This is a genomic window from Lysobacter panacisoli (genome assembly GCF_009765165.1).
Classification (GTDB): domain Bacteria; phylum Pseudomonadota; class Gammaproteobacteria; order Xanthomonadales; family Xanthomonadaceae; genus Lysobacter_J; species Lysobacter_J panacisoli.
The window spans coordinates 3,081,954-3,105,422 of the sequence record NZ_VLNU01000001.1; the positions used below are offsets into that span (position 1 = coordinate 3,081,954).

Consider the following 23,469-nt stretch of genomic DNA (forward strand, 5'->3'; position numbering starts at 1 on the left):
TCATGAGCTATCCGGCTGTGATCCTGGCTGCGGGCAGAGGCAGCCGCATGGGAAACCTCGGCACGCAGGTGCAGAAGGCGCTGCTGCCGGTCGGCGACGAACCGATCATCGGCCACCACCTGCACATGCTCCGCTCGATCGGAGTGGAGCAGGTGCATGTGGTGGTCGGCCATCGCAGTTCGGATGTCGAAGCTTTCGTGGGCGACGGAACGGCCTACGGGTTACGCGTGACCTACGTCGTCCAGTCCACCCAGCTCGGCATCGCACACGCGGTCGCGCAGTTGCGGTCGAAGCTGTGCGGTCCGTTTCTGCTGCTGCTGGGCGACTACTTCTTCATCGCCGACGAACCGCGACGCATGATCCAGCGCCTCGACGAAGGTGTATCGGCGATCCTGGCGAAACAGGAACCGGACGCGGGCCTGATCGTCCAGAGCTGCGAGCTGCGACTGGGTGCAGGAAACCTCGTGTCCTGTCTGGTCGAAAAGCCCGTGAGGCCTGCCGGGAACCTCAAGGGTTGCGGGCTGTACGCATTGCAGCCGGAAATCTTCGACTACATCTCCCGGACGCCGCGCACGTGCCTGCGGGACGAATACGAACTCACGGTGTCATTGGACATGTTCGCGCGCGACGGGCATCCGCTCCGCGCCGAAGTGATGCCGGTGTGGGACCACAACCTCACGTATCCGATGGACGTGCTGGTCTGCAATATGGAGTGGCTGGAGCGGCATCGCGAAACGCGCTTCTTCGCCGCCTCGGCATCAGTGGATCCGAGCGCCGAACTGGTCAATGTCGTGGTGGGACCGCAAGCGCGGATCGGATCCGGCGCGCGGCTGAACAACGTGGTGGTTTTCCCGCGGGCGCGGGTCGCAGCGCGTGCGTGCATCGAGAACGCGCTGGCCACGACGATGGGAGTTGTCGCAGTAGGCAGGTGAGTGTGTGCGGGTGCGAATTGCGTTGAATGGACGAACCTCAGGAGGTTGGTGATGACCACGCCGGTTGATATCTACAGGGGGATCGACCTTGTCACGGTGCTTTCCGTGATCAAGGACAAGGAGTCGCTGCAGTTGACCCAAAGGATCATCGCGGGCAACCGCATGGTGCTCGAAGCGCAGATCGCCCAGATGAGGCAGCTGGAAGAGGCGCTTGCCGATCGCATCAAGGGCCTGGGCCGGTAGCAGGATGCGGCCGACCCGCCGGTGCAGGCGTCACGGACGACGCCTGCACCGGATCGGAGGAACTCCGCCCGTCGCCCGCGCGGAGCGGATTACCGCACGCGTACGGCGAGATCGCGCCCGGTGCTGGCGACGTTGCCGCTGTAATCGCGCGCGGTGATGCGCAGCACGTAGTCGCCGGCCGGAAGTTCGGCGGGATTCCACGCGCCGCGCGCGAGCTGGCCGTCGCGCACGGTGTTGGTCACCAGGTACTGGAAGCGGGTGATCGCGCTGCCGTGCACGGTGATTCCGCTGTCAGGGCCGTACGCGATCTTCACCGCCTCCGGATCGGCCGGCATTCGGTTGAACTCGATGTTCATGCGCGGCTGTTCGTAGCCGGGCAGGGGCGCGCCCGCGACATCGAGCCACTGGTAGCCCAGCGCGTGCAGACCGAGCCGGCGGCGTGGCAGGTTGCGATCCACCTGGTCCCAGGCATCGACCACGATCTGCACGCCCGGAAGATCGCGCGGAAGCACGATGCGTCCATCCTGCTTCGTGGTCAGTGCCTGTTCCTGCGGGTCGAGCAGTTCGATCCGGTCGATGCGCGGCGGTGAAGCGTCGGCCCACTGGGCGAAACCCAGCGCGATGGCATTGCGCTCGTAACCGTAGGCGCCGACGCTCAGGTGCACGTGTGCCATCGGGTTGATCGTGCCGAGCACATCGCCGACGGCGAAGCGCGTGCCGCGCCGCACGCGGATGCGTTCGGGCTTGCCGTCGGCGCCGGTGAGCAACTGGAAGCGTTGCGGATCGAGCACGTCGCCGCGTGGCGTGCGGCCTACGCGCATGTGGATGTAGCTGAGCGTGTCGAGCGCGATGCCTTCGCCGAGGTCGCCGAAGCCCCATGCACCGGTCGGGCTGCTGACCTTCGCATCGGCGATGGCCACGACTTCCTGGCCCACATCGCCCCGGATGTCGAGACCGCCGTGCAGGTGGTCGCGATTTTCCTTGCGGTAGTTGCCGCGCACTTCGCCGAGCGTGCCGACGACTTCGTGCCAACCGTCCTGCGGACGCAGTGGCCAGCGGCCGCCGGTCGCGGGAAGCGGCGTGTCGGCCGCAGGGCCGACGACCAGCAGCGACGGATCGGTCGCATGACCCTCCGGCACGACGCGATGGATGCGATAGCTGCTTTCGTCAGCGATGAACACCGTACCGTCTTCGGCGACTGCCAGGCCGGTCGGTCGCGACAGCGCCTGCGCGTCCGGCGTCACGCGACGCACGGTTCCGTCGCGCGCGAGCTGGTTGAGGCCGCCGCGGTACAACTCGCCGATGTACAGCACGCCATCGTGCGCGAGCGCGACGCTGAGCGGGCGATGCACCGGAGGATGCCCGTCGTCGGGCAGTCCGCGTGCGACCGTGCTCACTTCGCCGCGCGGCGTGATGCGACGGATCGCGTTATTGCGCAGGTCGGCAACGTAGACGCGATTCATCGCATCCACCGCGACGCCGGTCGGCGTGTCGAAACGCGCGATCGCACCGGGACCGTCGAGATCGCCGGGCGCGTCACCGCCGGCGAGCGTGCCCACCGTGCCGTCGCGCGCGATCACGCGGATGCGGTCGTTGTAGGTGTCGGCGACATACAGCCGTCCATCGCGGCCGATGTCTATTCCGATCGGGCCGTCGAACTGCGCCTGCGCGCCGGCGCCATCACGGAACCCGGGAATGCCGTTGCCCGCGATCGTCGTCACCACGCCCTGCGGGGTGACCTTGCGGATCGCGTGGTTGCCGGTGTCGGCAACGAACAGGTTCCCGGCCGCATCGATGGCCAGGCCCGACGGCGTGTCGAACGACGCGGCAGCGCCCACGCCATCGGCGAAGCCCTCGACCGCCCCGGCCAGCGTGGCAACCGTGCCATTCGCGCGCACCACCCTGATGCGATTGCTGTCGCCTGCATCGGCGACGTACAGCGTGCCGTCGCGCGATACCGCCACGCCGTACGGATCGGCGAATCGCGCCTGCAGCGCCGCGCCGTCGCGCAATCCCTGCACGCCGTCGCCCGCGAGCAGCTGCAGGGGCGAAGTCCAGCCGACCGGCGTCGGCGCGGGGCCGAGCACGACGGGCAGCGCTCTTTCCGGCGTGCGCTCGAACAGGAAGGTCGCGGCAACCGCCGCGCCGGTGATGCCGACGATCAGGAGGATCCAGGCGTTACGGGTCATGCAGGGCCTTCGCGAAAGCGGCGCGATCGCTCGCGCCGCGTGTGACGGACCCCGATTCTAGGCGGCGCGGGCGACGCCGTGCAGCGCTCAGCTACGGAAGAACGCGAGCAGGTCGGCGTTGATCGTGTCGGCGTGGGTGGTGCACATGCCGTGCGGGAAGCCCTTGTAGACCTTCAGCGTGCCGTTGCGCAGCAGTTTCGCCGACAGCAGCGCGGAGTCCGCGATCGGCACGATCTGGTCGTCGTCGCCGTGCATCACCAGGGTGGGCACCTCGATGCGCTTGAGGTCGTCGGTGAAGTCGGTTTCCGAGAACGCCTCGATGCATTCGTACTGCGCCTTCGCGCCGCCCATCATGCCCTGTCGCCACCAGTTCATCCGCACCGGTTCGAGCACCGGCGTGCCGGGGCGATTGAAGCCGTAGAACGGCACCGGCACGTCCCAGTACAGCGCCGAACGGTTGGCGGCCAGCTGCTGCCGGAATCCGTCGAACACCTCGCGCGGCAGTCCGCCCGGATTGGCGTCGGTCTTGAGCATCAGCGGCGGCACCGCGCCGATCAGCACCAGCTTCGCCACGCGTCCCGTGCCGTGGCGCGCGACGTAGCGCGTCGCTTCGCCGCCGCCGGTGGAATGGCCGACGTGGATCGCATCGCGCAGGTCCAGGTGTTCGACGACCGCAGCGACGTCGGCCGCGTAGGTGTCCATGTCGTTGCCGCCGGAAGGCTGGCTGGACCGGCCGTGGCCGCGGCGGTCGTGGGCGATCACGCGATAGCCCTGAGCGAGGAAGAACAGCATCTGCGCGTCCCAGTCGTCGCTGGACAGCGGCCAGCCGTGGTGGAAGACGATCGGTTGCCCGGTGCCCCAGTCCTTGTAGGCGATGCGGGTGCCGTCCTGCGTGGTGATCGATTGCATGTCACGATTCCTCGTGCGGGTGGGGGAGGGATCACGATAGGAAGGCGTCACGATCGCGGGTAGCTCCGCCCGCGGGCGCACGCTGTTGAGTTCGGGGCATCAATGAATGGGCGGGCGGGGAACGCACACGGATTGATGCCGCGAAGGCAACACGGTGCGCATGGACAAGGGCCTACCGCGACTTCAGCTGCGCGGCATACGGTGTGGCATCGCCATCGCGAGGAGAAGCGCCATGCCATCGTTGAATCGGGTCGATGAAACCGGGTCTGGCCATCCGCGGGCCACGCGCGAACTGGCCGGCGTCGCCGTTCCCGACACGCCGCTGATCGCGGCAGCGATCGAATTCGCACGCACGCATTGCGAGGCGTACCTGTTCAACCACGTCATGCGGTCGTGGCTGTTCGCCGAGTCCATCGCACAGCGCAATGGCGATCCGTACGACGCGGAGGTGCTCGCGGTATCGGCGCTGCTGCACGACCTTGGACTGTCGGAATCGTTCGACGGCCCACTGCGATTCGAGGTCGAGGGCGCGAACGCCGCGCGCGCGTTCCTGCGCGGATTCGACGTCGATGCCCGTCGCGTGCAATTGGTGTGGGACAGCATCGCGCTCAACTCCACGCCGTCGATCTGCCTGCACAAGGAAGCCGAAGCCGCGCTGTGCACGCTGGGCGTCGCGCTCGACTGGGGCGGCTGGGGTATCGAGGCGCTGCCGGCCGAGCAGGTCGCGCGCATCGTCGCGGCGTTCCCGCGGCTCGAGATGAAGCAGCGCTTCGCCAAGGCGGTGTGTGGCCTGTGCGAGCATCGCGCGGACACGACGTACGACAACTTCGCGCGCGATTTCGGCGAACGCTTCGTGCCCGGCTACCGCGCCGCGTCGATGGTCGATGTGCTGATGAACGCGCCGTTCGACGAGTGAGTCAGTTCAGCGCCAGACGCTGGTGTTCGGCGATCCGGCGCAGCTTGTTCGGATTGCGCTGCACGTAGACACCCTGGATGTGCTCGCCGTCGGTGTCGTAGAACTGCGCCGATTCCAGTTCGTCGCCGAACCAGCGCAACACGCCCAGGTGGCCGTTGATCGTGGTCAGTTCCAGGCGCAGGTCGTCCTTGTGGCGCAGGGTGCAGGCGAACAGCAGCTGGGCGATACGGTCGCCGCCGACCAGCGGCTTCGGGAACGTTGTGACGATGCCGCCGCCGTCGCCGACGAGCGTCGCGGACTCGGCCATCATCGTCTTCATCGCCTTGAAGTCGGCGTTGGACCAGGCCTCGGTGAAACGTCGCATCAATTGCTGGTGCGCCTGCGCGGAGACGACGTAGCGCGGGCGTTCCTCGCGCAGCTGGCTCTTGGCGCGATGCACGATCTGCCGGCACGCGGCTTCGCTCTTGTCGAGCGCGGCGGCGATGTCGTCGTAATCGGCATCGAACACCTCGCGCAGCAGGAACGCCGCTCGTGCTTCCGGTGCGAGCCGTTCGAGCACGGTCAGGAAGGCGATCGACAGGTCGCTGGAGGCTTCCTGCAGCTCTTCCGGCGTCGGCGGGCTTTCCTCGGTGAGCACCGGTTCGGGCAGCCAGATGCCCACGTACTGTTCGCGATCCGCGCTGGCGCGGCGCAGGCGATCGATCGAACGCCGTGTCGCTGCGACGACCAGCCACGCTTCGGGATCGGAGATGGTGGCCGGGTCGGCCTCGTTCCAGCCGAGCCAGACGTCCTGCACGACGTCCTCTGCCTCGGCCAGGGAGCCCAGCATGCGGTAGGCCACGCCCAGCAGCCGGGGCCGCAGGCGAGTGAAGATGTCGGTGGCGCCTTCCATACAGACAAGGTCGGACCAGGAGGCCCGATTGTGACGCAACCGGTGTCCGGCGGACGAGTGCCCGCCGGACCGTGGCGACGGCCGGTCAGGGAACCGGCGTGAACACGGGCGCGCCCGCGTCCTTGAGCAGGAACACCAGGAACTTCGCCGGCTTCTCGCGGCTGGCGTTGCGCCCGACCGTATGCACGTCCTGGGGCCCTTCGTGGAAGGACTGGCCCGGCGTCAGCGTGACTTCCTTGCCGCCCTTCACGCCCATCACGATGGAGCCTTCGAGCACGTAGATGAATCCGTGCGCGTCGTGGCGATGGACCGGATCGGCTCCGCCCGGCGGGTATTCGACGGTGATCATCAGCACCTCCTTGCCGGGGTAGTCGGGCAGCGCCTCGGTCATGACCGGCGTGACGACGGGGGGAGGGGCGTCGCTGCGTTGCTGGCCGTGGGCCGCGGCGCTGCCCGACCACGTCAGGGCGAGCAGGCACAGGGAAAGGTGAATGCGCATAGGGCGTGCTCCCGTTCTGCGATCGCGCGTCGTGGATGCCGGGCACGCGCAGTGCCCGGCACGCGGCGTCACGACAGGTTGGCCTTGTCCAGACCGTAGGCCTTGTCGGCGGTGCCCGGCACGGTGCGGAAGGCGACGTTGATGCGGTTCCAGGCGTTGATCGCCATCACGTCGTAGGTGAGGTCGGTGATTTCCTTCTCCGAGAACTGCGTGCGCACGCGGTCGTAGATCTCGTCCGGCACGCCGAGCGGCGAAAGCTGGGTCAACGCTTCGGTCCACGCCAGCGCGGCGCGTTCACGCGGAATGAACAACTGCGACTCGCGCCACGACGCGATGTGGTGCAGGCGCAGAGGACGTTCGCCGTGGATCGTGGCTTCCTTCACGTGCATGTCCAGGCAGAATCCGCAGCCATTGAGCTGCGAGGCGCGGATGTTCACCAGGTCGCGCAGCGACTGTTCGATCGAGGACTTGTGGGCCAGCAGGCTGAACTCGACGAACTTCTTGAAAAGTTCGGGCGACTGCTGCTGGTAATCGAGGCGTTGGGTCATGGCGGACTCTCCATTCGAGGTAGTGGCAACCGGCTCGGCGGATCCGTCCGGCAGGCGCTCAATCTAGGAGTCGTGCGCGCGTGCCGGTAGACCGGCGCGCGGACGCGCGATGTTGAGTGCGGCGCACCAATGGCGTGTCACAGATCGCCTCGCTGGTCCGTCCTTGGTTCATGACCCACCTCCGTGACGAACCAGGGACCGGATCGCTGCCATCGAAAGCCGATTGCGTCTGGTCGGAATTCATGGCGGTGATCGACGCGCTTGCGCCGGACGTGCGCGCTGCTTTCCTCCTCCACGAAGTCTTCGAAACCAGCTACGACGACATCGCACGGATGATCGGCGAGCCAGTGGAGGTGTGCCGTACCCATGTCGAGTACGCCCGCGAACATGCCCTGTCACGCCTGGCAGGGCTGTGCGGCCAACAGAAGAGTCCCCCACGATGAGTGCCGTTACCCCCCTTGTCCCGGATCGCCAGGATCCGTTGTCCTCCAGTTTTTCCGCCAGCTATGCCGGCGTCGTCGCGTTCATCACGGTCGCGACCGAAGGCAGCTTCGCGCGCGCCGCCGATCGACTCGGCGTCGGCCGTTCGGCGGTGAGCCGCAGCGTGCAGAAGCTGGAAGGCCAGCTCGGCGCGCGCCTGTTCTCGCGCACGACGCGCTCCACTTCGCTCACCAGCGAAGGTGAGGTGTTCTTCGAGAACTGCCGTCCCGGCGTCGAACGCATCCTGCAGGCGCTTGAAGAAATGCGCGACCTGCGCGACGGCCCGCCGCGCGGGCAGTTGCGGATCAGCTCGCCGCACGGTTTCGGCCGCAAGGTGCTGGCGCCATTGATGGGCGAGTTCCGCCTGCGCTATCCCGACATCGCGATCGAGCTGCTGCTCGACGAGCGTCCGATGGATCTGGCCGTGGATCGCATCGATGTCGCGTTCCGCGAAGGACGCCTGGACGACAGCCAGGTGATCGCCAAGCAGCTGATCCCGATGCAGATGATGGTCTGCGCGTCGCCGGAGTACGCGCGCCGCCATCCCTTGCCCACCTCGCTCGACGAACTGTCGGCGCACGCGTGCATCAATCGCAGGTTGTCGAACGGCCGGCTCGACAGCTGGAACTTCAAGGTCGATGGCCACGCAAGCAGTGTGATGCCGTCGGGCGACATCGTGCTCAACGACGACGACCTGATCCTGCAGGCGCTGTTGGACGGGCAGGGGTTGGCGCAGATGCCCGGATACCAGGTCTGCGACGCGCTGCGCGACGGCAAGCTGGTGACATGCCTGAACCACTTCGCGCCAGACGATCGCGGCCACTACCTGTGCTACCTCAGCCGGAAGCAGTTGCCCAAGCGCATCCGCGTGTTCATCGATTTCGTCACCCAGCAGGTTCGCGCCATGAACCTGGATTGCGCGGCGGAAATGACTCATGTCGTCCACGCGAACGCCGCGATTGGCGTGCAACCGCAGCACGAGCGCGTGGCCGTTGCCGCGCAGTGAGCGCGATTGGTGCATCGCGGGAAACACCATGCATCCGGTGCGATGGCTTCCGCTGGCGGGAGGCGGTTCCTAGCATCGATGCTGCATGAGAGCGCCGTCCGCTGACGAAGGGACGCCTCGTCCCCCATCCAGAACACGCAGAGGTGCGACATGAAAGTCCTTGTCATCGGCGGTACCGGACTGATCGGCAGCAAGGTGGTCGCGCGCCTTCGCGACGCGGGCCACGAAGCGGTCGTGGCCGCGCCGTCCACCGGCGTCGACATCCTCAGCGGCGAAGGGCTGGATGCTGCGATGGCGGGTACCGACATCGTGATCGACCTGTCCAATTCGCCGTCGTTCGAGGCGCAGGCGGTCATGGACTTCTTCCAGACCGCAGGTCGCAACATCCACGGCGCCGAAGCGAAGGCGGGCGTGGGACATCACGTCGCATTGTCCGTGGTCGGCACCGAACGCCTGCCGGAAAGCGCGTATTTCCGCGCCAAGATCGCGCAGGAGAAGCTGATCCGCGGGTCCGGCATTCCGTACACCATCATCCACTCGACGCAGTTCTTCGAGTTCCTGCCGAGCATGATCAAGTCCGGCACGCAGGGCGAGACGGTGCACCTGCCGCCGGCGCTGGTGCAGGCGATCGCGGCGGACGACGTCGCCGATGCGGTCACGCGCTTCGCGCTGGAAGCACCGAGGAACGGCATGGTCGAGATCGCCGGGCCGGAGCGCCAACCGTTGTCCGCGCTCGCGCAGCGCTTCATGAGCGCCACCCAGGATGCGCGCGAAGTGGTCGCCGACGTGCATGCGCCGTACTTCGGCGCGGAACTGCAGAACGACACGCTGGTTCCCCACGCGCCCCCGGCGTTCCAGGGCGCGCAGGATTTCGAGCGTTGGTTCGCGCAGTCGGATTTCGGCGGCCAGGCCCCGCGCGCGGCGGCCGGCTGAGGCGTCCGGGTCGAAGGTCCAGCGACTCCACGGAAGACGGCGCGACGCGGGCGATCCCGTGGCGCGCCCCACGATCACCATCAGGATCCCGCATCATGCCGCTGCAACCGCCGCCGACGAGTCTGCTCGACAAGTACTACGGCGATGACGCCGCAGCGCTCTACATCGGTCGCGTGCGCGTGACCGGCGGCGAAGCCCGTCATGGGCGCGCCTCCGGCGTGGTGATGTCCGATGACGGCGCGCTCGACGTAAACCTGCGCCTGCCCACCGAACTCGGTGGCCCCGGCGGCGGCAGCAATCCCGAACAGCTGCTCGCCGCCGGTTATGCCGCCTGCTTCCACGGTGCGCTGACGCTGTTGGCGCAACGTGCCGGCATCGAGATCGGCAACCTCGTGATCGATGCCGCAGTGACCTTCGCGCGCGATCCGATGGACGGACTGTTCCTGCTGTCGGCCGACATCACGGTCGTCCTTCCCGGCGTGGACCGCGCGCTTGCGGCCGAGCTGGTCCGCAACACCGAGCGCATCTGTCCCTACGCCAAGATGTTCCGCCACGGCATCGACCATGTCGTGGCGGTCGCCTCCGAACACACGGGTTAACCACGACGGCGCGGAACCCTGCTGACCGCCGCGCCAAGGCAACCACACCATGTCCCTCAAGATCGAGCGCATCCAACCGAAGAACCGGCTGCTGGCCTGGGTCGAGGACCGGCTCCCGGCGGTCTCGTTCATTGCCGCGCACACCAGCCGCTACTACGCGCCGAAGAACTTCAACGTCTGGTACTACTTCGGTGTGCTCGCGCTGGTGGTGCTGGTCAACCAGCTGGTCACGGGCATCTTCCTGGCGATGCATTTCAAACCGTCGGCGGCGGAGGCGTTCGCGTCGGTCGAATACATCATGCGCGACGTGGAGTGGGGCTGGCTGATCCGCTACATGCACTCCACCGGCGCGTCGCTGTTCTTCGTGGTCATCTACTTCCACATGATGCGTGGCCTGCTGTACGGCTCGTACAAGAAACCGCGCGAACTGGTGTGGATCCTCGGCATGCTGATCTACCTGCTGCTGATGGCCGAAGCCTTCATGGGTTACGTGTTGCCGTGGGGCCAGATGTCGTTCTGGGGCGCGAAGGTGATCATCTCGCTGTTCGGCGCGATCCCGTGGGTCGGCGAGAGCCTGCAGCACTGGGTGATGGGCGATTACGTACCGGGTGACGCCACGCTCAACCGGTTCTTCTCGCTGCACGTGGTGGCGTTGCCGATCGTGCTGCTGTTCCTGGTGACGATACACGTGCTGGCGCTGCACGAGGTCGGTTCCAACAATCCCGACGGCGTGGAGATCCACGAGAACACCGGGCCCGACGGCAAGCCGGTGGACGGAATTCCGTTCCATCCGTACTACTCGGTGGAAGACCTCTTCAGCACGACGATCTTCCTGCTGCTGGCTGCGTTCCTGATCTTCTTCGCGCCGACCGTCGGCGGGCTGTTCCTGGAGCACGACAACTTCACCGAAGCCAATCCGCTGGTCACTCCCGAGCACATCAAGCCGGTGTGGTACTTCACGCCGTACTACGCGATGTTGCGCGTGGTGCCGGACAAGATCCTCGGCGTGGTCGTGATGGGCGCGGCGATCCTGGCGCTGTTCGGATTGCCGTGGATCGATCGCGGCAGGGTGAAGTCGGTGCGCTACCGCGGGCTCGGCTACAAGGTGGCGCTGGGCGTGTTCGTGGTGTCGTTCGTGCTGCTCGGCGCGGTCGGCATCGGCGCGATCGCCTCGCTGCTGCCGCGCATGCTGGGCGAGGGCACCGACGTGAACCTGATAGAGAACTGGATCGGCCGCGTCCTGCTGGCCGGCTACTTCGGATTCTTCGCCTTCACCTGGGTGTACACCCGCTTCGGCTTCGAACGCACGCGGCCGGTGCCCGAACGAGTGACCTGACGACAACGCAAGGCCGCTCGCGGCCGCCAGCTGGAGAACCGCCATGCATACGGGTAAAGGCTACAGACTGCCGGAGTTCCTGCTATGGACGCGCCGCACGATCTACGTGCTGCTGGTCCTCAGCGTGATTCCGGTCGTCCTCTACCAGGTCGTGGGCCTCAAGTGGATCGTGATCCCGTGGGGCGTGGTGTTCCTGCTGGGCGCCACCGTCGCGTTGTCGGCCGGCTTCAAGAACATTCAGACCTACAACCGCATGCAGGACGCGCAGCAGGCGTGGTCGTCGATCGTCGCCCGCAGCCGCGCGTGGGGCACGATGAGTCGCGATTACGTGGCCGATCCGGATCGCGCGCGGCAGCTCGTGTACCGCCATCTCGCCTGGCTGACTGCGCTGCGTCATCAGTTGCGCCATGCCAAGGCGTGGGAGCACCAGGACGAAGTGAGCAACGTCGAGTATCGCCGTCTGTACTCCGTGCCGGAGCGTGAGCGCACGCTGGAGTCGGAATTGCTGCGTTATCTGCCGAAGAACGAGGTATCGCAGGTGCTGGCGTCGGACAGTCGCGCGGTGCAGGTGATCGCATTGCAGAGCGCGGCGCTGAAGGAACTGCTGGCTCGTGGGGAGATCGGTCCGTCGCAGTTCGCCGAGCTGCAGAAGGCGCTTCGCGACCTGATCGACGAACAGAGCCGGAGCGAACGGATCAAGAACTTCCCGTACCCGCGCCAGCACGCCTTCGTCAATTCGCTGTTCGTGAAGATCATGGTGCTGTTGCTGCCGTTCGGCATGATCGGCGAGTTCGAAGCGCTCAACGAATCGGTCGAAGGCTGGGCCAAGGGCAACATGGTGTGGATGACGATTCCACTGAGCCTGCTGATCTCGTGGATGTACACCTCGCTCGACAAGGTCGGCGAGAGCACCGAGAACCCGTTCGAGGGCGGCTCCAACGACGTGCCGATCTCGCGCATCTGCGAGGAGATCGAGAGCGAGCTGCGTGAGATGCTCGGCGAAATCGACGTGCCGTCGCCGTCGCGGCAAGCCAGCGATATCGCGGTGTAAGGCGACCCGGTCGCGTGCGACGACTACGTGTCGTCGCCGTCGCGGCGGAATTCGAGCAGGTCGCCGGGCTGGCAGCGGAGCGCTTCGCAGATCGCCTCGAGCGTGGCGAAGCGCATGCCGCGCGCCTTGCCGGTCTTGAGGATCGACAGGTTGGCCAGGGTGATGCCGACCTTCCCGGACAGTTCGGTGAGCGTCATGCGCCGGTCGTGCAGCACTTCGTCGAGTTTCACGAAGATGGCCATGTCAGACCATCGCTTCCAGGTCTTCGCGCATCTGCGTGCCTTCCTCGAACACGCGCGCGAGTACGAACAGCAGCACCACGGCGAGCCAGCCGGTCAGTGAGAACTTCCATTCGACGTTCGATCCGGCCGCATTGATCGCGGTAGCCATCACGCCGAACACCAGCTCCAGCACCTGCAGGGCAAGCGCGCACCATGCGATCGTCTTCAGCCGCACGGCGTTCTCCGGCACGAACGGATCGCCGGAACCGACGGTTTCGACGACGTCGAGCAGGCGCGACAGCAGCACATGCACGGCCGCGACCATCGGCAGCGCGAACACGATCCAGGTGCGCAGGATCGGCATGAGCCATGACGGATCGATGCTGGGCGGCTTCTTGCTGAAGAAGGCGACGAACTGCGGTTCGAACAGGAAGCTAGCGGGAATGGCGAGGACCAGGCCGATGCCGGTCGCGAGGTTGAACACGCGCAGCAGCTTCAGCAGGAAGCGTGAGGCGCCGAGCGCCGCGGTCGGGGGCTGGAGCATGGCCGGATCCTCCCTCTATTCGTTGTTTTACGATATATCATGTATCGCAAAACAATAATCAAATTATCGTGAAACGATGTGTCAACTGATGGCATACGGGCATGACGCCACTGCGGGAAGGCGTGCTTCCAGCTAGTTGCGCTTCCTCGTCAATGCGGGGCGGCATCGAACGCCAGGCCCCTCAATCTGATCCTTCGACGGGAGAGGGCGCTCTCGAATCGTTTCGCCGTTCCCTAGACTGTGGCGATGGAACAGATGGGATTGGGATTCGGACCGGCGCCGGGCGGCGAGATGCATCGCCTGTTCTTCGCGCTGTGGCCGCACGACGAATTGCGCGCGCGCATCGACGAGACCGCAGCGGCGCTCGAGCGCGAGCATGCGCCCGGCGGACGGCGTCTCAAGCCGGATCGCTACCACGTGACGCTGCAGTTCCTCGGCGACTTCAGGCCGTTGCCGGGACGGCTGGTCGAGGACGCCGTCGCCGCCGCCGCCACCGTGCAGGCGCCGGCGTTCGGTTTGCCGCTGGACTGCGTCGGGAGTTTCCGCGGCAGCAACGTGTGGTGGCTCGGCCACGGCGACACACCCGATGGCCTGCGCACGCTGTGGGACAACCTCGGTCGTGCGCTGGCATTGCGCCGCGTCCCGATCAAAGCGTCCGGCAGTTTCGTCCCGCACCTCACCATCCAGCGTGACGTGCGCCGCCAGATCCCCTCGACGCCGATCGCGCCGCTGCCGTGGCGCGTGCGCGAATTCGTCCTGGTCGACAGCCGGCCCGGACGCCCCTACGACATCCTCGGGCGCTGGCTGCTGGTGTGAACCTCAGTGGCGCAGGGCGATGTCGGGCAGGCGGTCGATGCTGCCGTCCTCGCGCACCACGACATAGTCGCGCGCGGTCGCGAACAGCACGGGTACCGGATGCGCCAACGGCTCGCGGATGAAGGCGAGTCTCCATCCGTATTGTTCGCAGGCCACCAGCATGGTGCGCTGCGCGACGGTCAGGCCCATGAGGCGCTGGACGCGGATGGCGCTCGAAGGCGTACGACGATCGCGAATGGGCATGGTGCGTTCCCCCTTGCCGTCCCTCATTCCTTCCAACGCGAAAGCGTGCGCAGAATAGGACGAGTTCCGAACCGGATATCCGCATGGCCACCGATCCGCGCATCGACGCCTACATCGACCGTTCCGCGCCGTTCGCGCAGCCATTGCTGGGTTACCTGCGGCAGTCGGTGCACGCGGCCTGTCCCGAGGCCGAGGAAACCGTGAAGTGGGGCATGCCGCACTTCACCTATCGCGGCAAGATCCTGTGCGGAATGGCGGCGTTCAAGCAGCACGTGAGCTTCGGTTTCTGGCACGGCGCGCGCTTCGTCGAGGACGCCGCCGAGAAGAGCGAAGAGGCGATGGGCCAGTTCGGCCGCATCACCCGGCGCGACGAACTGCCGGGCAAGCGCGCGCTCGCCGGTTACGTGAAGCAGGCGATGAAGCTGATCGACGAAGGTGCGACACGCCCGACGACGAAGGCCTCCGCGCCGAAGCCGGAGATGGCCGTACCGGACGACCTGGCGGCCGCGCTGCGTCGCAATGCGAAGGCGCGCGCGACCTTCGAAGCCTTCGCGCCGAGCTATCGTCGCGACTACATCGAATGGATCGTCGAAGCCAAGCGCGCCGATACGCGTGAACGTCGCCTCGAACAGACGCTGGAATGGCTGGCGGAAGGCAAGTCGCGGAACTGGAAGTACATGAAGTAGGGCGCGCGCTATCCCTCTCCCTGGCCGCCTTCGGCGGCCTGTCCCTCTCCCGCAAGGGGAGAGGGTTCTTCCTCCAGATGGTTGGGGAGGGCTTTTGCTTTTCCCTTCTCCCCTTGCGGCGACCGAAGGGAGTGCAGAGCTGAGAAGGTGCCCGAAGGGCGGAAGAGGGGGCACTTCACTCTTTCGGCGGCAACGGCTCCACATCCGCCGCCCATGCCAGCGCCGCATCGTGCTCGCCCGGTTCGAACGAACGGATCTCCGTGTGCGGGAAGAAATGTCCCGCGAAGTCGGACACGCGCGCCAGCCACTGGTTGTCGGTGACGATGGCGCCGCGTGCGAAGCGGCGGTATTCGCCGAACTTGCTCAGTGCATACCGCAGGTCCTTGCCCATCGCCTCGGCGGTCAGGCCGGTGAAACCGGTCATGTCGCAGTAGATGCCGACGCGCTCGTGCAGGCGCAGACGGCTTTCCAGGTCGGCAATGCAGCGATCGTAGTCATTGCCATCCAGCGTGGCGGTGAAGCGGTACGCACCTACGTACGACGGCGACGGCAGGATATCGATCATGGCCAGTGTCCGGTGGCGTTGGATGGGCGCATGGTGGCGCGCATCGGGTCCACGACGCGTCAACGCGCGTCGAGGAACGCGCCGCATCCGCGGTAGGTCTTGCCGCCGGCCTGCAGCTGCGCGCTGGCATCGAACGATGCGCCGCTCATGGGGTCTTCGCAGCGTTTGCGTTCGACGGCCAGTTCGATCTTCGTGCCGTTGGCGGTCTGGCCGCTGTAGCGCAGGCCATCCTTGTCGCGCTGCACGGTGGCGATGTCGATCTTGCGCGAGCCGTAATCCAGCTCCGCATGCAACGACGGTGAATCGCCGCTGCCGACTTCCACCAGCCAGCCCGGTTCATTGCCGACCGCGCGGAAGGCAACGCCTCGTTCGCGTGCCGCATCCCAAGGCGAGGGGCCATCGGCCTGCGTGCACTCGCGCTTGTCTTCCCCCGCGAGCGTGAGCGTGCCGCTCGCGCCCTTGGTCCAGAACTCGTTGCCGGCGTCGTCCGCGTAACGCGCGCCCGAGGCCGAACGCGCCAGCGGCAACGACAGTGCCCGGCCATTGATGCTCAGTGCGACCGTCTGCTTTCCGGCATCCGCAGAGCCTTCGAAACTCGCGCCGATACGCGTTTCGCCGCATTGCCAGTAAGTGGGCTTCGTCGCGCCCGTGCCGGCTTCCTGCGCACTCTTCACGCGCACCAGCCGCAGCTCGACCGGTTCGTTGCGCGCAGGATCCACCGGCACGCGCGTGTCGGTCACGAACCACGGTCGTCCGTCCGGACCGGACAGCGTGGCGTGCAGTCCGTACTGTCCGTTCGGCCGCAACTTCACCGGATCGTAGGGCAGGCTGAAGGCGTAAGGCGGGCCGGACAGATCGCGCAGCGTGGCGTCGGCGATCACCGCCTGCAGCGTGTCGGCCAACTGCGAGTCGATCAGCTGCACGCGCAGGGTCGATCCCGGCGGCATGAGGATGCGTTCGAGGTAGGTCGCGTTGCCGGTCACGGCGTGCGCGCCGCGCGTGAGCGGCGGCGCCTGGGTCGATGGCTCGGGCCCGGCGGGCCGGCACGCGACCAGCGTGCAGATGACGGCGGCGACGGACGCGGCGCGGAACAGTCGGTGCGGGACGTTCATGAGGATCTCCTCCACGATGCCCGGCAGCCTAGCGGCGCGTCCGTCGCGATGCCGTCAGCGCGGCGCGACGTCGGTGCGCACCACCGGATAGCGCCGGTACTGCGTGTCCCAGGACGAATGCCGGCGCGCGAAGTATTCCAGGCGCGCCTGCGGATTGCCGGCGAAGGCTGGATCGTCCTTCAGGTGACGCTCGAAGTCGGCCTTCACCACCGGGTCCTTGAGCATCTCGCGCGCCACGTCCTCGGCGACGTAGTCCTCCATGTATTCCTTGCGCTCGAAGTAGTTGTTGAACTCACCCCACGCGACCAGCGCGTCCGGCGCCTGCGGTTCCAGCAGCGCCATCACCAGCCGCGCCTTGGGCTGCGCGATCGGCACGAACAACGCGCCCGCGCCGACGTCCTGCGTTTCCGTCGACCACGCACCTTCCAGCGTGACGCGCTGGTGGCCTTCGACCGACTGCGCGCCGAACGTGGCCTTGCCGGCGCGGAACGCATCGACCTTCGCGCCCTTGATCGCGCCGTCGAGTCGGCGATAGCGCACGCCATGCTGGTCGAGCTTGGCCGCCATCCACTGCGCATGCGCGGCCGGCACGAAGTAGCCGCCCTTCGGCGCGGCGACGACGTGGTCGGGCACGATTTCGTCGCGCATCGGCAAGTGCCAGACCTGCGGCGTGGTTTCGTCGTAATGCGTCATCAGCGCGCCGGACACATCCGACGGCGTGCGCGTGTAGGCATAGCCGCGGAAGTCGATGCTGCGCACGCGATCGGTGGTCTTGTAGTCCAGCGTCACCGGTTGTCCGCCGAGCTTCGCTGCACGCGCGTCGGCCGCCTGCGCCTGCTGCTGCCACTGCGCGCCGTTCGCGGCGACGAGATCGAGCAGCGCGACGATGGTGTTGCGTGTGACCTTCACCCGATGCGGATAGTCGCGCCAGGAATGCGTCTCCACCAGCATGCCGATGCGGTTGCGCAGCGGGAAGTAGCCGTGCGAGAAGCGCGGCGTGGCGACGCCGTCCTCGAAGCCGGAGTCGGGCTCGTCGTTCTTCACGAACGAGGGGTAGAACGGCAGCGGCAGCGAGCCCTGCGCGGCAAGACGATCGATCACGCCGTCGCGCAGCGCGGTGCCGGCCTTGCGCAGGTCGTCGTCGCCGCTGTGCACGGGTTCGACCTGGATCGACACGTCGTGCTCGAACTTGGCGCCGTCGGTGACGTGCAGGTCGACATAGGCCAGCGGATCCCACGCCTCGACCAGGCGCAGCATCGCCTGCATCTCGGGCGTGTCGGCCTTCACGTAGTCGCGGTTGAGGTTGTAGTTCTGCGCGGTGGTGCGCCAGCCCATTTCTTCCGGGCCGCGCTGGTTGGGACGGTTCCAGCGAGCGAAGCGCTCGTGGCCATCGACGTTGAACACCGGCACGAACAGCAGCACCTGGCGATCGAGCGCGCCCGGCGCAGTTTCGCCGTCGAGCGCCTGTCGCAGCGCGAGGAAACCCGCATCCTTGCCGTCGATCTCGCCGGCGTGGATGCCGCCCTGGATCAGCATGACCGGCAGGCCCTTGGCCTTCGCGGCCTGCGGCGTGAACGCACCGCCCTTCGATACGACCAGCACCTTCATCGGCCGGCCTTCCGGCGTGGTGCCGAAATCCTGGCAGCGCACTGCCTGCGGGTACTTCTTCGCGAACGCCTCGCACAGTGCGAGCACTTCGTCGTAGCGACCGGTGCGGACGAAGCCGCTGCGCTCGGACACAGTGACGAGCGACGGATCGGGCGCGGCGATGGCGGGAAGCGCGGCGAGCAGGGCGGCAACGAGCGGTACGGCAAGCGGCAGCGAACGGGTCATCGTGCGGTCGTCTTCGGCGGAAAGTCCCGCATGGTAGCCGAGGCGCGCCGATGCACCGCCCGTCAGGAGTCACATTGCTGCCAGCCCGGTGTCAGCAGTGCCGGGATGCGCGGGCGGCGTGCGTCCTGCTAGGCTCGTCCGCGGCCCCGTCCGCCAACCTGCTGGGGAGCAGGTGGACACGCATCGCGCGATGGGCCGCCATCACTCACAGGGGGACTCATGGAGAATCCGTATCACAGCCCGCGCGCGGACGTTTCCACGCGCGAAGGGCCGAGCGAATCGCTCGACGATGTCGTGTCCGGCCAGAAGCTGGTGATCTACGCCATCCTGCTTTACTTCGCCGCGGCGTTGCTGCGGGTTGCGCTGGGTCCGGTCGCGATCGTGCTCGCACTCGCCTGCATGGTGATGAGCTGGGTCGGCATGTACCGCATGACGCGCGGCCTGGATTACCCGATGTGGTGGCGCATCGTGCTGATGGTGCTGATGCTGGTGCCGCTGCTGGGCCTGCTGGTGCTGGTGGTGCTCAGCTCGAAGGGCACGACGCGGCTGCGCGAGGCAGGCTATTCGGTCGGCCTGTTGGGTGCGCGCGACTACTGACGCGGCACCTGTTGCGAAAACGAGAAACGCCGCGCGGGTCTCGCGCGGCGTTTTTTGTTCCGGGCGACGATCGTCAGGACTTGGCGAACGCCAGCAGGTCCGCGTTGAGGCGGTCCTTGTGCGTGTCGGTAATGCCGTGCGGCGCGCCTTCGTACACGATCAGCTTGCTGTCCTTGACCAGCTTGGCCGAAGCACGACCGGCCGCGTCGATCGGCACGATCTGGTCGTCGTCGCCGTGCACGATCAGCGTGGGCACGTCGAACTTCTTCAGGTCTTCGGTGAAGTCGGTCTCGGAGAACGCCTTGATGCTGTCGTAGGTGTTCTTGTGGCCGCCCAGCATGCCCTGCGCCCACCACGCCTGGATCACGCCCTGCGAGGGCTTCGCGCCGGGGCGGTTGTAGCCGAAGAACGGGCCCGACGGGATGTCGAGGAACAGCTGCGCACGATTGGCGAGCAGGCCCGCGCGGATTCCGTCGAAGACCGAGATCGGCAGCCCGCCCGGATTGGCGTCGGTCTTCACCATCAGCGGCGGCACCGCCGAGACCAGCGCGACCTTCTTCACCCGCTTGGTGCCGTGGCGTCCGACGTAGCGCGTGACTTCGCCGCCGCCGGTGGAGAAGCCGATCAGCGTCGCGTCCTTCACGTCTAGGTGGTCGAGCAGCTGCGCCAGGTCGTCGGCGTAATGGTCCATGTCGTTGCCGTCCCACGGCTGGCTCGACCGCCCGTGGCCGCGACGGTCGTGCGCGATGCAGCGGAAGCCGTTCGCGGCCAGGTGGTACATCTGCGATTCCCAGCTGTCGGCATCGAGTGGCCAGCCGTGGCTGAACACCACCGCCGGGCCTTTGCCCCAGTCCTTGTAGTAGATCTCGACGCCGTCTTTCGTGGTGAAGGTGCTCATGGTCCTGGAGACTCCGGTGGTGGGGGCGGATTCGGGAGGAGGCGAAGCAGGGGCGGCCGCGGTCGGCGATTCCGACGAGCTGCAGCCGGGCAGGGCGATGCCGGCGCCGGCCGCGAGCGCGCCGGCGATCAGCAGCCTGCGTCGCGCTTCGTCGATCCCGGGTGCGATCGGAGGATTCGACATGGAAGGGCTCCTGTGCGTTATGACGCCACCGCACTGTCGCAAACGCCTCCGTACCCCGAATTGCAGGATCGTGCGCACTCCATCGATGCGCGGCGCCGCTCCGTGCGAGGGGACTCAGGTCGAATCCGTGTCGCGCGCGAGCCCTTGCGCGTAACGCCCCGGCGAGATGCCGGTGACCTTGCGGAACACGCGGCTGAAATGGCTCTGGTCGAAGAAGCCCAGCGCGGCGGCGATGCTGGAGATGTTGCCTTCGCCACGACGCAGCAGCTGCTTGGCGGTGCGGATGCGTTCGTTCTGCACGTACTTCATCGGACTGAAGCCGGTGCGCGCGCGGAACATCCGCGCGAAGTGGAACCGGCTCACGCAGGCGATGCGCGCCAGGTCGCCGAGCGAGAGGCTGTCGAACAGGTGATCGCGGATGTAGGCGACGGTGCGCGCCAGCGCCTTGTCGCTGAGTCCGCTGGAGGTCCGCGTTCGCGAGTCCGGCATCGGATCGACGGCGGTGTCGCTGCAGTCGATGGCGTACGGTTGCGGCGGACGTCCGCTGTCGAAGGGCATGGCACGATCGTTGACGAGGTTTTCCATGACGCGCTCCGAAGTCGCTCGGGATGCATCGCGCATCCAGCGCGTGGGACCGGGGTGGCAGGGGAGATGCAACATCGGGGCCAACGTCTGCATGCTGCAGCCCGCATGCGACAGCCGTCCGACAATCACAAAAAAAACACAGCCGGCGTGCCCACGGCGTGAGTGCGGGTTCAACGAAGCGGTGGCCGATCCCGGTTGGCCCGGCAGGTCACGCGTAGTTGCGCGCCAGCCGGTGGTGCACGGCTGGCGCGGCGATGGCCGCTCAGGCGCGGCGGCGGCGCGGTCGGCGTTCGGCGACGAGGTGGTCGACGTCGTCCAGCGCGCGGCGCAGGCGCGCGGTGGTCTCGGTATCGCGCGGCGGCGTGGCGAGGCCGTCGATGACCGAGCGCGTGTCGTCGTTCACCACGTCCATCCTCAAACGCAGGCCGCTGGCCGCCAGCACCGGGCCGAGCACGTCCGCGCGACGGCGCAGGTCGGCCAAGGTGTTGCGATAGGCCATTTCACAGATGCGGCGTCGCGCCGAGAAGCTGAAGGCGTTGGTGAAGAACAGTTCGGCATCCTCGGCGTTGGGCTCGAAGATCAGCTGGTCGATGTCCGGATACTGTTGTGCGTAGCGGGCCAGACCGACCTGCATGCGCGACTGCAACAGCGTGCGGAAGGTCTGCGACAGCACGGCCGGCAGGCCGCCCGCGGCAAGGCTGCGTTCGTGGCTGACCGGCAGGCCGCTGCCGTCCTGGGTGAACGGCACCAGTGGATTGATGCCGATCAGCAGGTCCACGCCGCGGTCGAGCAGCACCGAGGCGTGCATGGTCCGGCGCAGCGCGCCATCGACGAAATGGCGGCCGCCGATTTCCACTGGCGGATACAGGCCGGGCAGGGCGGCACTGGCCTGCACGGCGGTCGAGATCGGCACGTTGTCCCAGCCGGCGTCGCCGAATTTCACCGCCTCGCCGTTGTCCAGGTCGACCGCGACGACGAACAGGTTGGTGCCCAGCTCGCGGAAATCGTTGCTGCGGCCACGGCGCGAGAACACCTCCTGCAGGAAGCGTTCGACCTGCGCGTTGTCGAACAGGCCGGTCGGGACCAGCGCGCCGAAGCGCATCAGCAGGTCGGACCAGCGCGCCTCGTTGCGCGAGAACAGCAGCTCCTGCCACCACTGTGCGGTCAGGCGCGGCAGGCTGGCGGCGCGGCGCAGGTATTCGAAGATCGCCGGGCGCAGGAAGGTCTCCGGCCGGAACTGCACTTCGTTGCTGTCGCCGGTGATGAAGATCCGGCACATCTCGGCGGTGTCGATGCGGTTGGCCAGGCCGGCCGCGAGGAACGCGCCGCTGCTCACGCCGACGTAGCTGTCCAGGCGCGTGAGGTCCAGGCCTTCGATCGCCTCGTCCAGCGCGCGCAGGGCGCCGAGTTCGTACATGCCGCCGATGGGGCCGCCGCCAGCGACGGCCAGGCCGATCCGGGCGGGACGTCCGGACGCGGTGCGTTTCCGGGCGGAGTGAAGTGACAGCATGAAGGCACGATCGGCGAAGTTGGCCCGAGTGTAGCCGGGTTGGTCCCGGCGTACCGTGCCGGGGTTGCGGCTCCCGGCCGGGGCACCGATGATCCGGCGCAATGGCTTCCCGCATGCCCCCCGGCCGCCCCCGCAGACGCCCCCTGGGCGCGCGGCTGGAATGGCTGCTGCGCGAACACCAGTCCATCCACGACCCCCACCACGAACCACGCAACGGCCTGGCCTGGCTGCCGGAACTGCGGCGCTGGCAGGCCCGGCGGCTGGAGCACAGCTTCGACCGGTTCCTGCGCGACCCCGAGCGCCGGCCGGCGGCGCAGTTCTTCCTCAGCGACGTCTACAACGAGCACGACTTCAGCCGGCGCGACGCGGACATCGCCCGCGTGCTGCCGATGATGCAGCGCCTGTTGCCCGCGGCCCTGCTGGAAACCGTAGCCGATGCGATCGAACTGGGCCTGCTCACCCACGCCTTCGACCTGCGCATGGCGCAGGTGCTCGAACGCATCGGCGGATCGCGTCGTCGCCTCGACGCCGTGCTGTATGCACAGGCCTATCGCGAATGCGGACTGCCGCGCCTGCGCCGGCACCAGATCGACTTGATCGCCCGGGTCGGGCTAGGGCTCGGGCAGGCGCTGCGCCTGCCGGGCATATCGACCCTGCTGCGCCTGTCGCGCACGCCCGCGCGCGCGGCGGGGCTGTCGGAGCTGCAGGGTTTCCTCGAACGCGGGTTCACGGCATTCGCCGAGCTCGGCGACGCGCGTCGTTTCATCGGCGAGATCGAACAGGACGAGCGCGACGTGTCGCGCCGTCTGTTCGCGGGCGAAGCGGACCCGTTCCGTGGTCCGGTCGAATGATCAGGTGAAGCGTTCGTCGAGGACGCGGCGGATCTCCGCTTCGATCGGTCCCTTCATCGTGCTCAGCAGGAAGCCGAGCTTGGCGGTCACGTGCAGTTCGCCCGGCTCGACGGCGATGTGCCCGTCCACGCCGCTGCGGTTGAAGTTGAGCGTGTCGCCGGCCCAGGTGTAGCTCATGCCGAAGCGCTCGGAGAGCTTGTCGGCAACGTCCTGTACGGCCTGCTTCGCCTCGTCGGGCGGCAGGTTGCATGCGTGGCGGATATCGATGTTCGACATGTCGGTCCTCCCGGAG

28 protein-coding genes are annotated in these 23,469 nt (G+C 67.2%); 13 read left to right on the forward strand and 15 right to left on the reverse strand.

What is annotated here, in order from left to right:
• Positions 1-2 precede the first annotated feature (2 nt).
• Positions 3-932: a sugar phosphate nucleotidyltransferase gene (locus tag FOF45_RS14450; RefSeq protein ID WP_158986048.1), complete on the forward strand. Its 930-nt coding sequence runs from the start codon at positions 3-5 to the stop codon at positions 930-932.
• A 51-nt stretch (positions 933-983) separates the two neighbouring features.
• Complete coding sequence (locus FOF45_RS14455) at positions 984-1,175, forward strand: hypothetical protein (RefSeq protein WP_158986050.1); 192 nt, start codon at positions 984-986, stop codon at positions 1,173-1,175.
• A gap of 89 nt (positions 1,176-1,264) precedes the next feature.
• Here FOF45_RS14455 and FOF45_RS14460 read toward each other — a convergent pair whose 3' ends face one another.
• Both FOF45_RS14460 and FOF45_RS14465 read right to left on the reverse strand, forming a co-directional pair.
• A complete protein-coding gene (locus tag FOF45_RS14460) occupies positions 1,265-3,364 on the reverse strand; it encodes an NHL repeat-containing protein (protein WP_158986052.1) in 2,100 nt (699 codons plus the stop codon).
• Between the two features lie 87 nt (positions 3,365-3,451).
• The gene (locus FOF45_RS14465; RefSeq protein ID WP_158986054.1) at positions 3,452-4,273 is read right to left on the reverse strand and encodes an alpha/beta fold hydrolase; all 822 of its coding nucleotides are present in this window, start codon (positions 4,271-4,273) and stop codon (positions 3,452-3,454) included.
• Between the two features lie 232 nt (positions 4,274-4,505).
• Here FOF45_RS14465 and FOF45_RS14470 point away from each other — a divergent pair, with 232 nt between their 5' ends.
• Positions 4,506-5,189 (forward strand): HD domain-containing protein, encoded by a 684-nt coding sequence (locus FOF45_RS14470; protein WP_158986056.1) that lies wholly within the window; start codon positions 4,506-4,508, stop codon positions 5,187-5,189.
• A gap of 1 nt (position 5,190) precedes the next feature.
• Here the strand turns inward: FOF45_RS14470 and FOF45_RS14475 are convergent, their stop codons facing one another.
• The 3 genes from FOF45_RS14475 to FOF45_RS14485 form a co-directional block, all read right to left on the reverse strand.
• Entirely contained in the window at positions 5,191-6,081 is an 891-nt protein-coding gene (locus FOF45_RS14475) for an RNA polymerase sigma-70 factor (RefSeq protein ID WP_158986058.1), read from the reverse strand.
• Between the two features lie 85 nt (positions 6,082-6,166).
• Positions 6,167-6,580, reverse strand: coding sequence for a cupin domain-containing protein (locus FOF45_RS14480; protein ID WP_158986060.1), 414 nt, complete (start codon positions 6,578-6,580; stop codon positions 6,167-6,169).
• A gap of 68 nt (positions 6,581-6,648) precedes the next feature.
• Positions 6,649-7,128 (reverse strand): carboxymuconolactone decarboxylase family protein, encoded by a 480-nt coding sequence (locus FOF45_RS14485; protein WP_158986062.1) that lies wholly within the window; start codon positions 7,126-7,128, stop codon positions 6,649-6,651.
• A gap of 134 nt (positions 7,129-7,262) precedes the next feature.
• Here FOF45_RS14485 and FOF45_RS14490 point away from each other — a divergent pair, with 134 nt between their 5' ends.
• The 6 genes from FOF45_RS14490 (at position 7,263) to FOF45_RS14515 (ending at position 12,533) form a co-directional block, all read left to right on the forward strand.
• Positions 7,263-7,571 carry a sigma factor-like helix-turn-helix DNA-binding protein gene (locus tag FOF45_RS14490; RefSeq protein ID WP_158986064.1) on the forward strand — a complete coding sequence of 103 codons (309 nt, stop codon included), beginning with the start codon at positions 7,263-7,265 and terminating at the stop codon, positions 7,569-7,571.
• Positions 7,568-8,614: a LysR family transcriptional regulator gene (locus tag FOF45_RS14495; RefSeq protein WP_158986066.1), complete on the forward strand. Its 1,047-nt coding sequence runs from the start codon at positions 7,568-7,570 to the stop codon at positions 8,612-8,614. Before FOF45_RS14490 ends, FOF45_RS14495 begins: the two co-directional genes overlap by 4 nt.
• 150 nt (positions 8,615-8,764) lie before the next feature.
• The gene (locus tag FOF45_RS14500) at positions 8,765-9,547 is read left to right on the forward strand and encodes an SDR family oxidoreductase (protein ID WP_158986068.1); all 783 of its coding nucleotides are present in this window, start codon (positions 8,765-8,767) and stop codon (positions 9,545-9,547) included.
• 95 nt (positions 9,548-9,642) lie between these two features.
• Positions 9,643-10,146: an Ohr family peroxiredoxin gene (locus FOF45_RS14505; RefSeq protein WP_233264150.1), complete on the forward strand. Its 504-nt coding sequence runs from the start codon at positions 9,643-9,645 to the stop codon at positions 10,144-10,146.
• Between the two features lie 49 nt (positions 10,147-10,195).
• Positions 10,196-11,482 (forward strand): cytochrome b N-terminal domain-containing protein, encoded by a 1,287-nt coding sequence (locus FOF45_RS14510; RefSeq protein ID WP_158986070.1) that lies wholly within the window; start codon positions 10,196-10,198, stop codon positions 11,480-11,482.
• Between the two features lie 43 nt (positions 11,483-11,525).
• Entirely contained in the window at positions 11,526-12,533 is a 1,008-nt protein-coding gene (locus FOF45_RS14515) for a bestrophin family protein (protein ID WP_158986072.1), read from the forward strand.
• Positions 12,534-12,556: 23 nt separating this feature from the next.
• Here the strand turns inward: FOF45_RS14515 and FOF45_RS14520 are convergent, their stop codons facing one another.
• Together FOF45_RS14520 and FOF45_RS14525 are read right to left on the reverse strand one after the other, a co-directional pair.
• Positions 12,557-12,775 carry a helix-turn-helix domain-containing protein gene (locus FOF45_RS14520; protein WP_158986074.1) on the reverse strand — a complete coding sequence of 73 codons (219 nt, stop codon included), beginning with the start codon at positions 12,773-12,775 and terminating at the stop codon, positions 12,557-12,559.
• 1 nt (position 12,776) lies between these two features.
• Complete coding sequence (locus FOF45_RS14525) at positions 12,777-13,298, reverse strand: DUF2975 domain-containing protein (RefSeq protein WP_158986076.1); 522 nt, start codon at positions 13,296-13,298, stop codon at positions 12,777-12,779.
• Positions 13,299-13,544: 246 nt separating this feature from the next.
• Between FOF45_RS14525 and thpR the strand changes: the two genes are divergently transcribed.
• On the forward strand, positions 13,545-14,114 hold the full coding sequence (gene thpR / locus FOF45_RS14530; RefSeq protein WP_158986078.1) for an RNA 2',3'-cyclic phosphodiesterase: 570 nt from the start codon (positions 13,545-13,547) through the stop codon (positions 14,112-14,114).
• A 3-nt stretch (positions 14,115-14,117) separates the two neighbouring features.
• Here thpR and FOF45_RS14535 read toward each other — a convergent pair whose 3' ends face one another.
• Positions 14,118-14,357 carry a hypothetical protein gene (locus tag FOF45_RS14535; protein ID WP_158986080.1) on the reverse strand — a complete coding sequence of 80 codons (240 nt, stop codon included), beginning with the start codon at positions 14,355-14,357 and terminating at the stop codon, positions 14,118-14,120.
• Between the two features lie 83 nt (positions 14,358-14,440).
• Between FOF45_RS14535 and FOF45_RS14540 the strand changes: the two genes are divergently transcribed.
• Positions 14,441-15,043, forward strand: a complete 603-nt coding sequence (locus tag FOF45_RS14540; RefSeq protein WP_158986082.1) for a YdeI/OmpD-associated family protein — start codon at positions 14,441-14,443, stop codon at positions 15,041-15,043.
• Positions 15,044-15,218: 175 nt separating this feature from the next.
• Here the strand turns inward: FOF45_RS14540 and FOF45_RS14545 are convergent, their stop codons facing one another.
• The 3 genes from FOF45_RS14545 to FOF45_RS14555 are packed head-to-tail and all read right to left on the reverse strand — an operon-like array spanning position 15,219 to position 18,553.
• Complete coding sequence (locus FOF45_RS14545) at positions 15,219-15,608, reverse strand: SpoIIAA family protein (RefSeq protein ID WP_158986084.1); 390 nt, start codon at positions 15,606-15,608, stop codon at positions 15,219-15,221.
• Positions 15,609-15,667: 59 nt separating this feature from the next.
• Positions 15,668-16,720: a YbaY family lipoprotein gene (locus FOF45_RS14550; protein WP_158986086.1), complete on the reverse strand. Its 1,053-nt coding sequence runs from the start codon at positions 16,718-16,720 to the stop codon at positions 15,668-15,670.
• Between the two features lie 54 nt (positions 16,721-16,774).
• Positions 16,775-18,553 carry a M14 family zinc carboxypeptidase gene (locus FOF45_RS14555; protein ID WP_158986088.1) on the reverse strand — a complete coding sequence of 593 codons (1,779 nt, stop codon included), beginning with the start codon at positions 18,551-18,553 and terminating at the stop codon, positions 16,775-16,777.
• A gap of 219 nt (positions 18,554-18,772) precedes the next feature.
• Between FOF45_RS14555 and FOF45_RS14560 the strand changes: the two genes are divergently transcribed.
• The gene (locus FOF45_RS14560; RefSeq protein ID WP_158986091.1) at positions 18,773-19,150 is read left to right on the forward strand and encodes a hypothetical protein; all 378 of its coding nucleotides are present in this window, start codon (positions 18,773-18,775) and stop codon (positions 19,148-19,150) included.
• 73 nt (positions 19,151-19,223) lie between these two features.
• On the opposite strand, the gene FOF45_RS14565 is transcribed toward FOF45_RS14560, so the two are convergent.
• From FOF45_RS14565 to FOF45_RS14575, 3 genes are all read right to left on the reverse strand, one after another.
• Positions 19,224-20,204 (reverse strand): alpha/beta fold hydrolase, encoded by a 981-nt coding sequence (locus tag FOF45_RS14565; protein ID WP_199244574.1) that lies wholly within the window; start codon positions 20,202-20,204, stop codon positions 19,224-19,226.
• A gap of 141 nt (positions 20,205-20,345) precedes the next feature.
• Complete coding sequence (locus tag FOF45_RS14570) at positions 20,346-20,816, reverse strand: helix-turn-helix domain-containing protein (protein ID WP_158986095.1); 471 nt, start codon at positions 20,814-20,816, stop codon at positions 20,346-20,348.
• 262 nt (positions 20,817-21,078) lie between these two features.
• Positions 21,079-22,326, reverse strand: a complete 1,248-nt coding sequence (locus FOF45_RS14575; RefSeq protein WP_158986097.1) for a patatin-like phospholipase family protein — start codon at positions 22,324-22,326, stop codon at positions 21,079-21,081.
• A 113-nt stretch (positions 22,327-22,439) separates the two neighbouring features.
• On the opposite strand from FOF45_RS14575, the gene FOF45_RS14580 reads away from it, so the two are divergent.
• Entirely contained in the window at positions 22,440-23,177 is a 738-nt protein-coding gene (locus FOF45_RS14580) for a DUF8198 family protein (RefSeq protein WP_233264151.1), read from the forward strand.
• Here FOF45_RS14580 and FOF45_RS14585 read toward each other — a convergent pair whose 3' ends face one another.
• Positions 23,178-23,453 (reverse strand): polyhydroxyalkanoic acid system family protein, encoded by a 276-nt coding sequence (locus tag FOF45_RS14585; protein WP_158986099.1) that lies wholly within the window; start codon positions 23,451-23,453, stop codon positions 23,178-23,180.
• Positions 23,454-23,469: the final 16 nt, after the last annotated feature.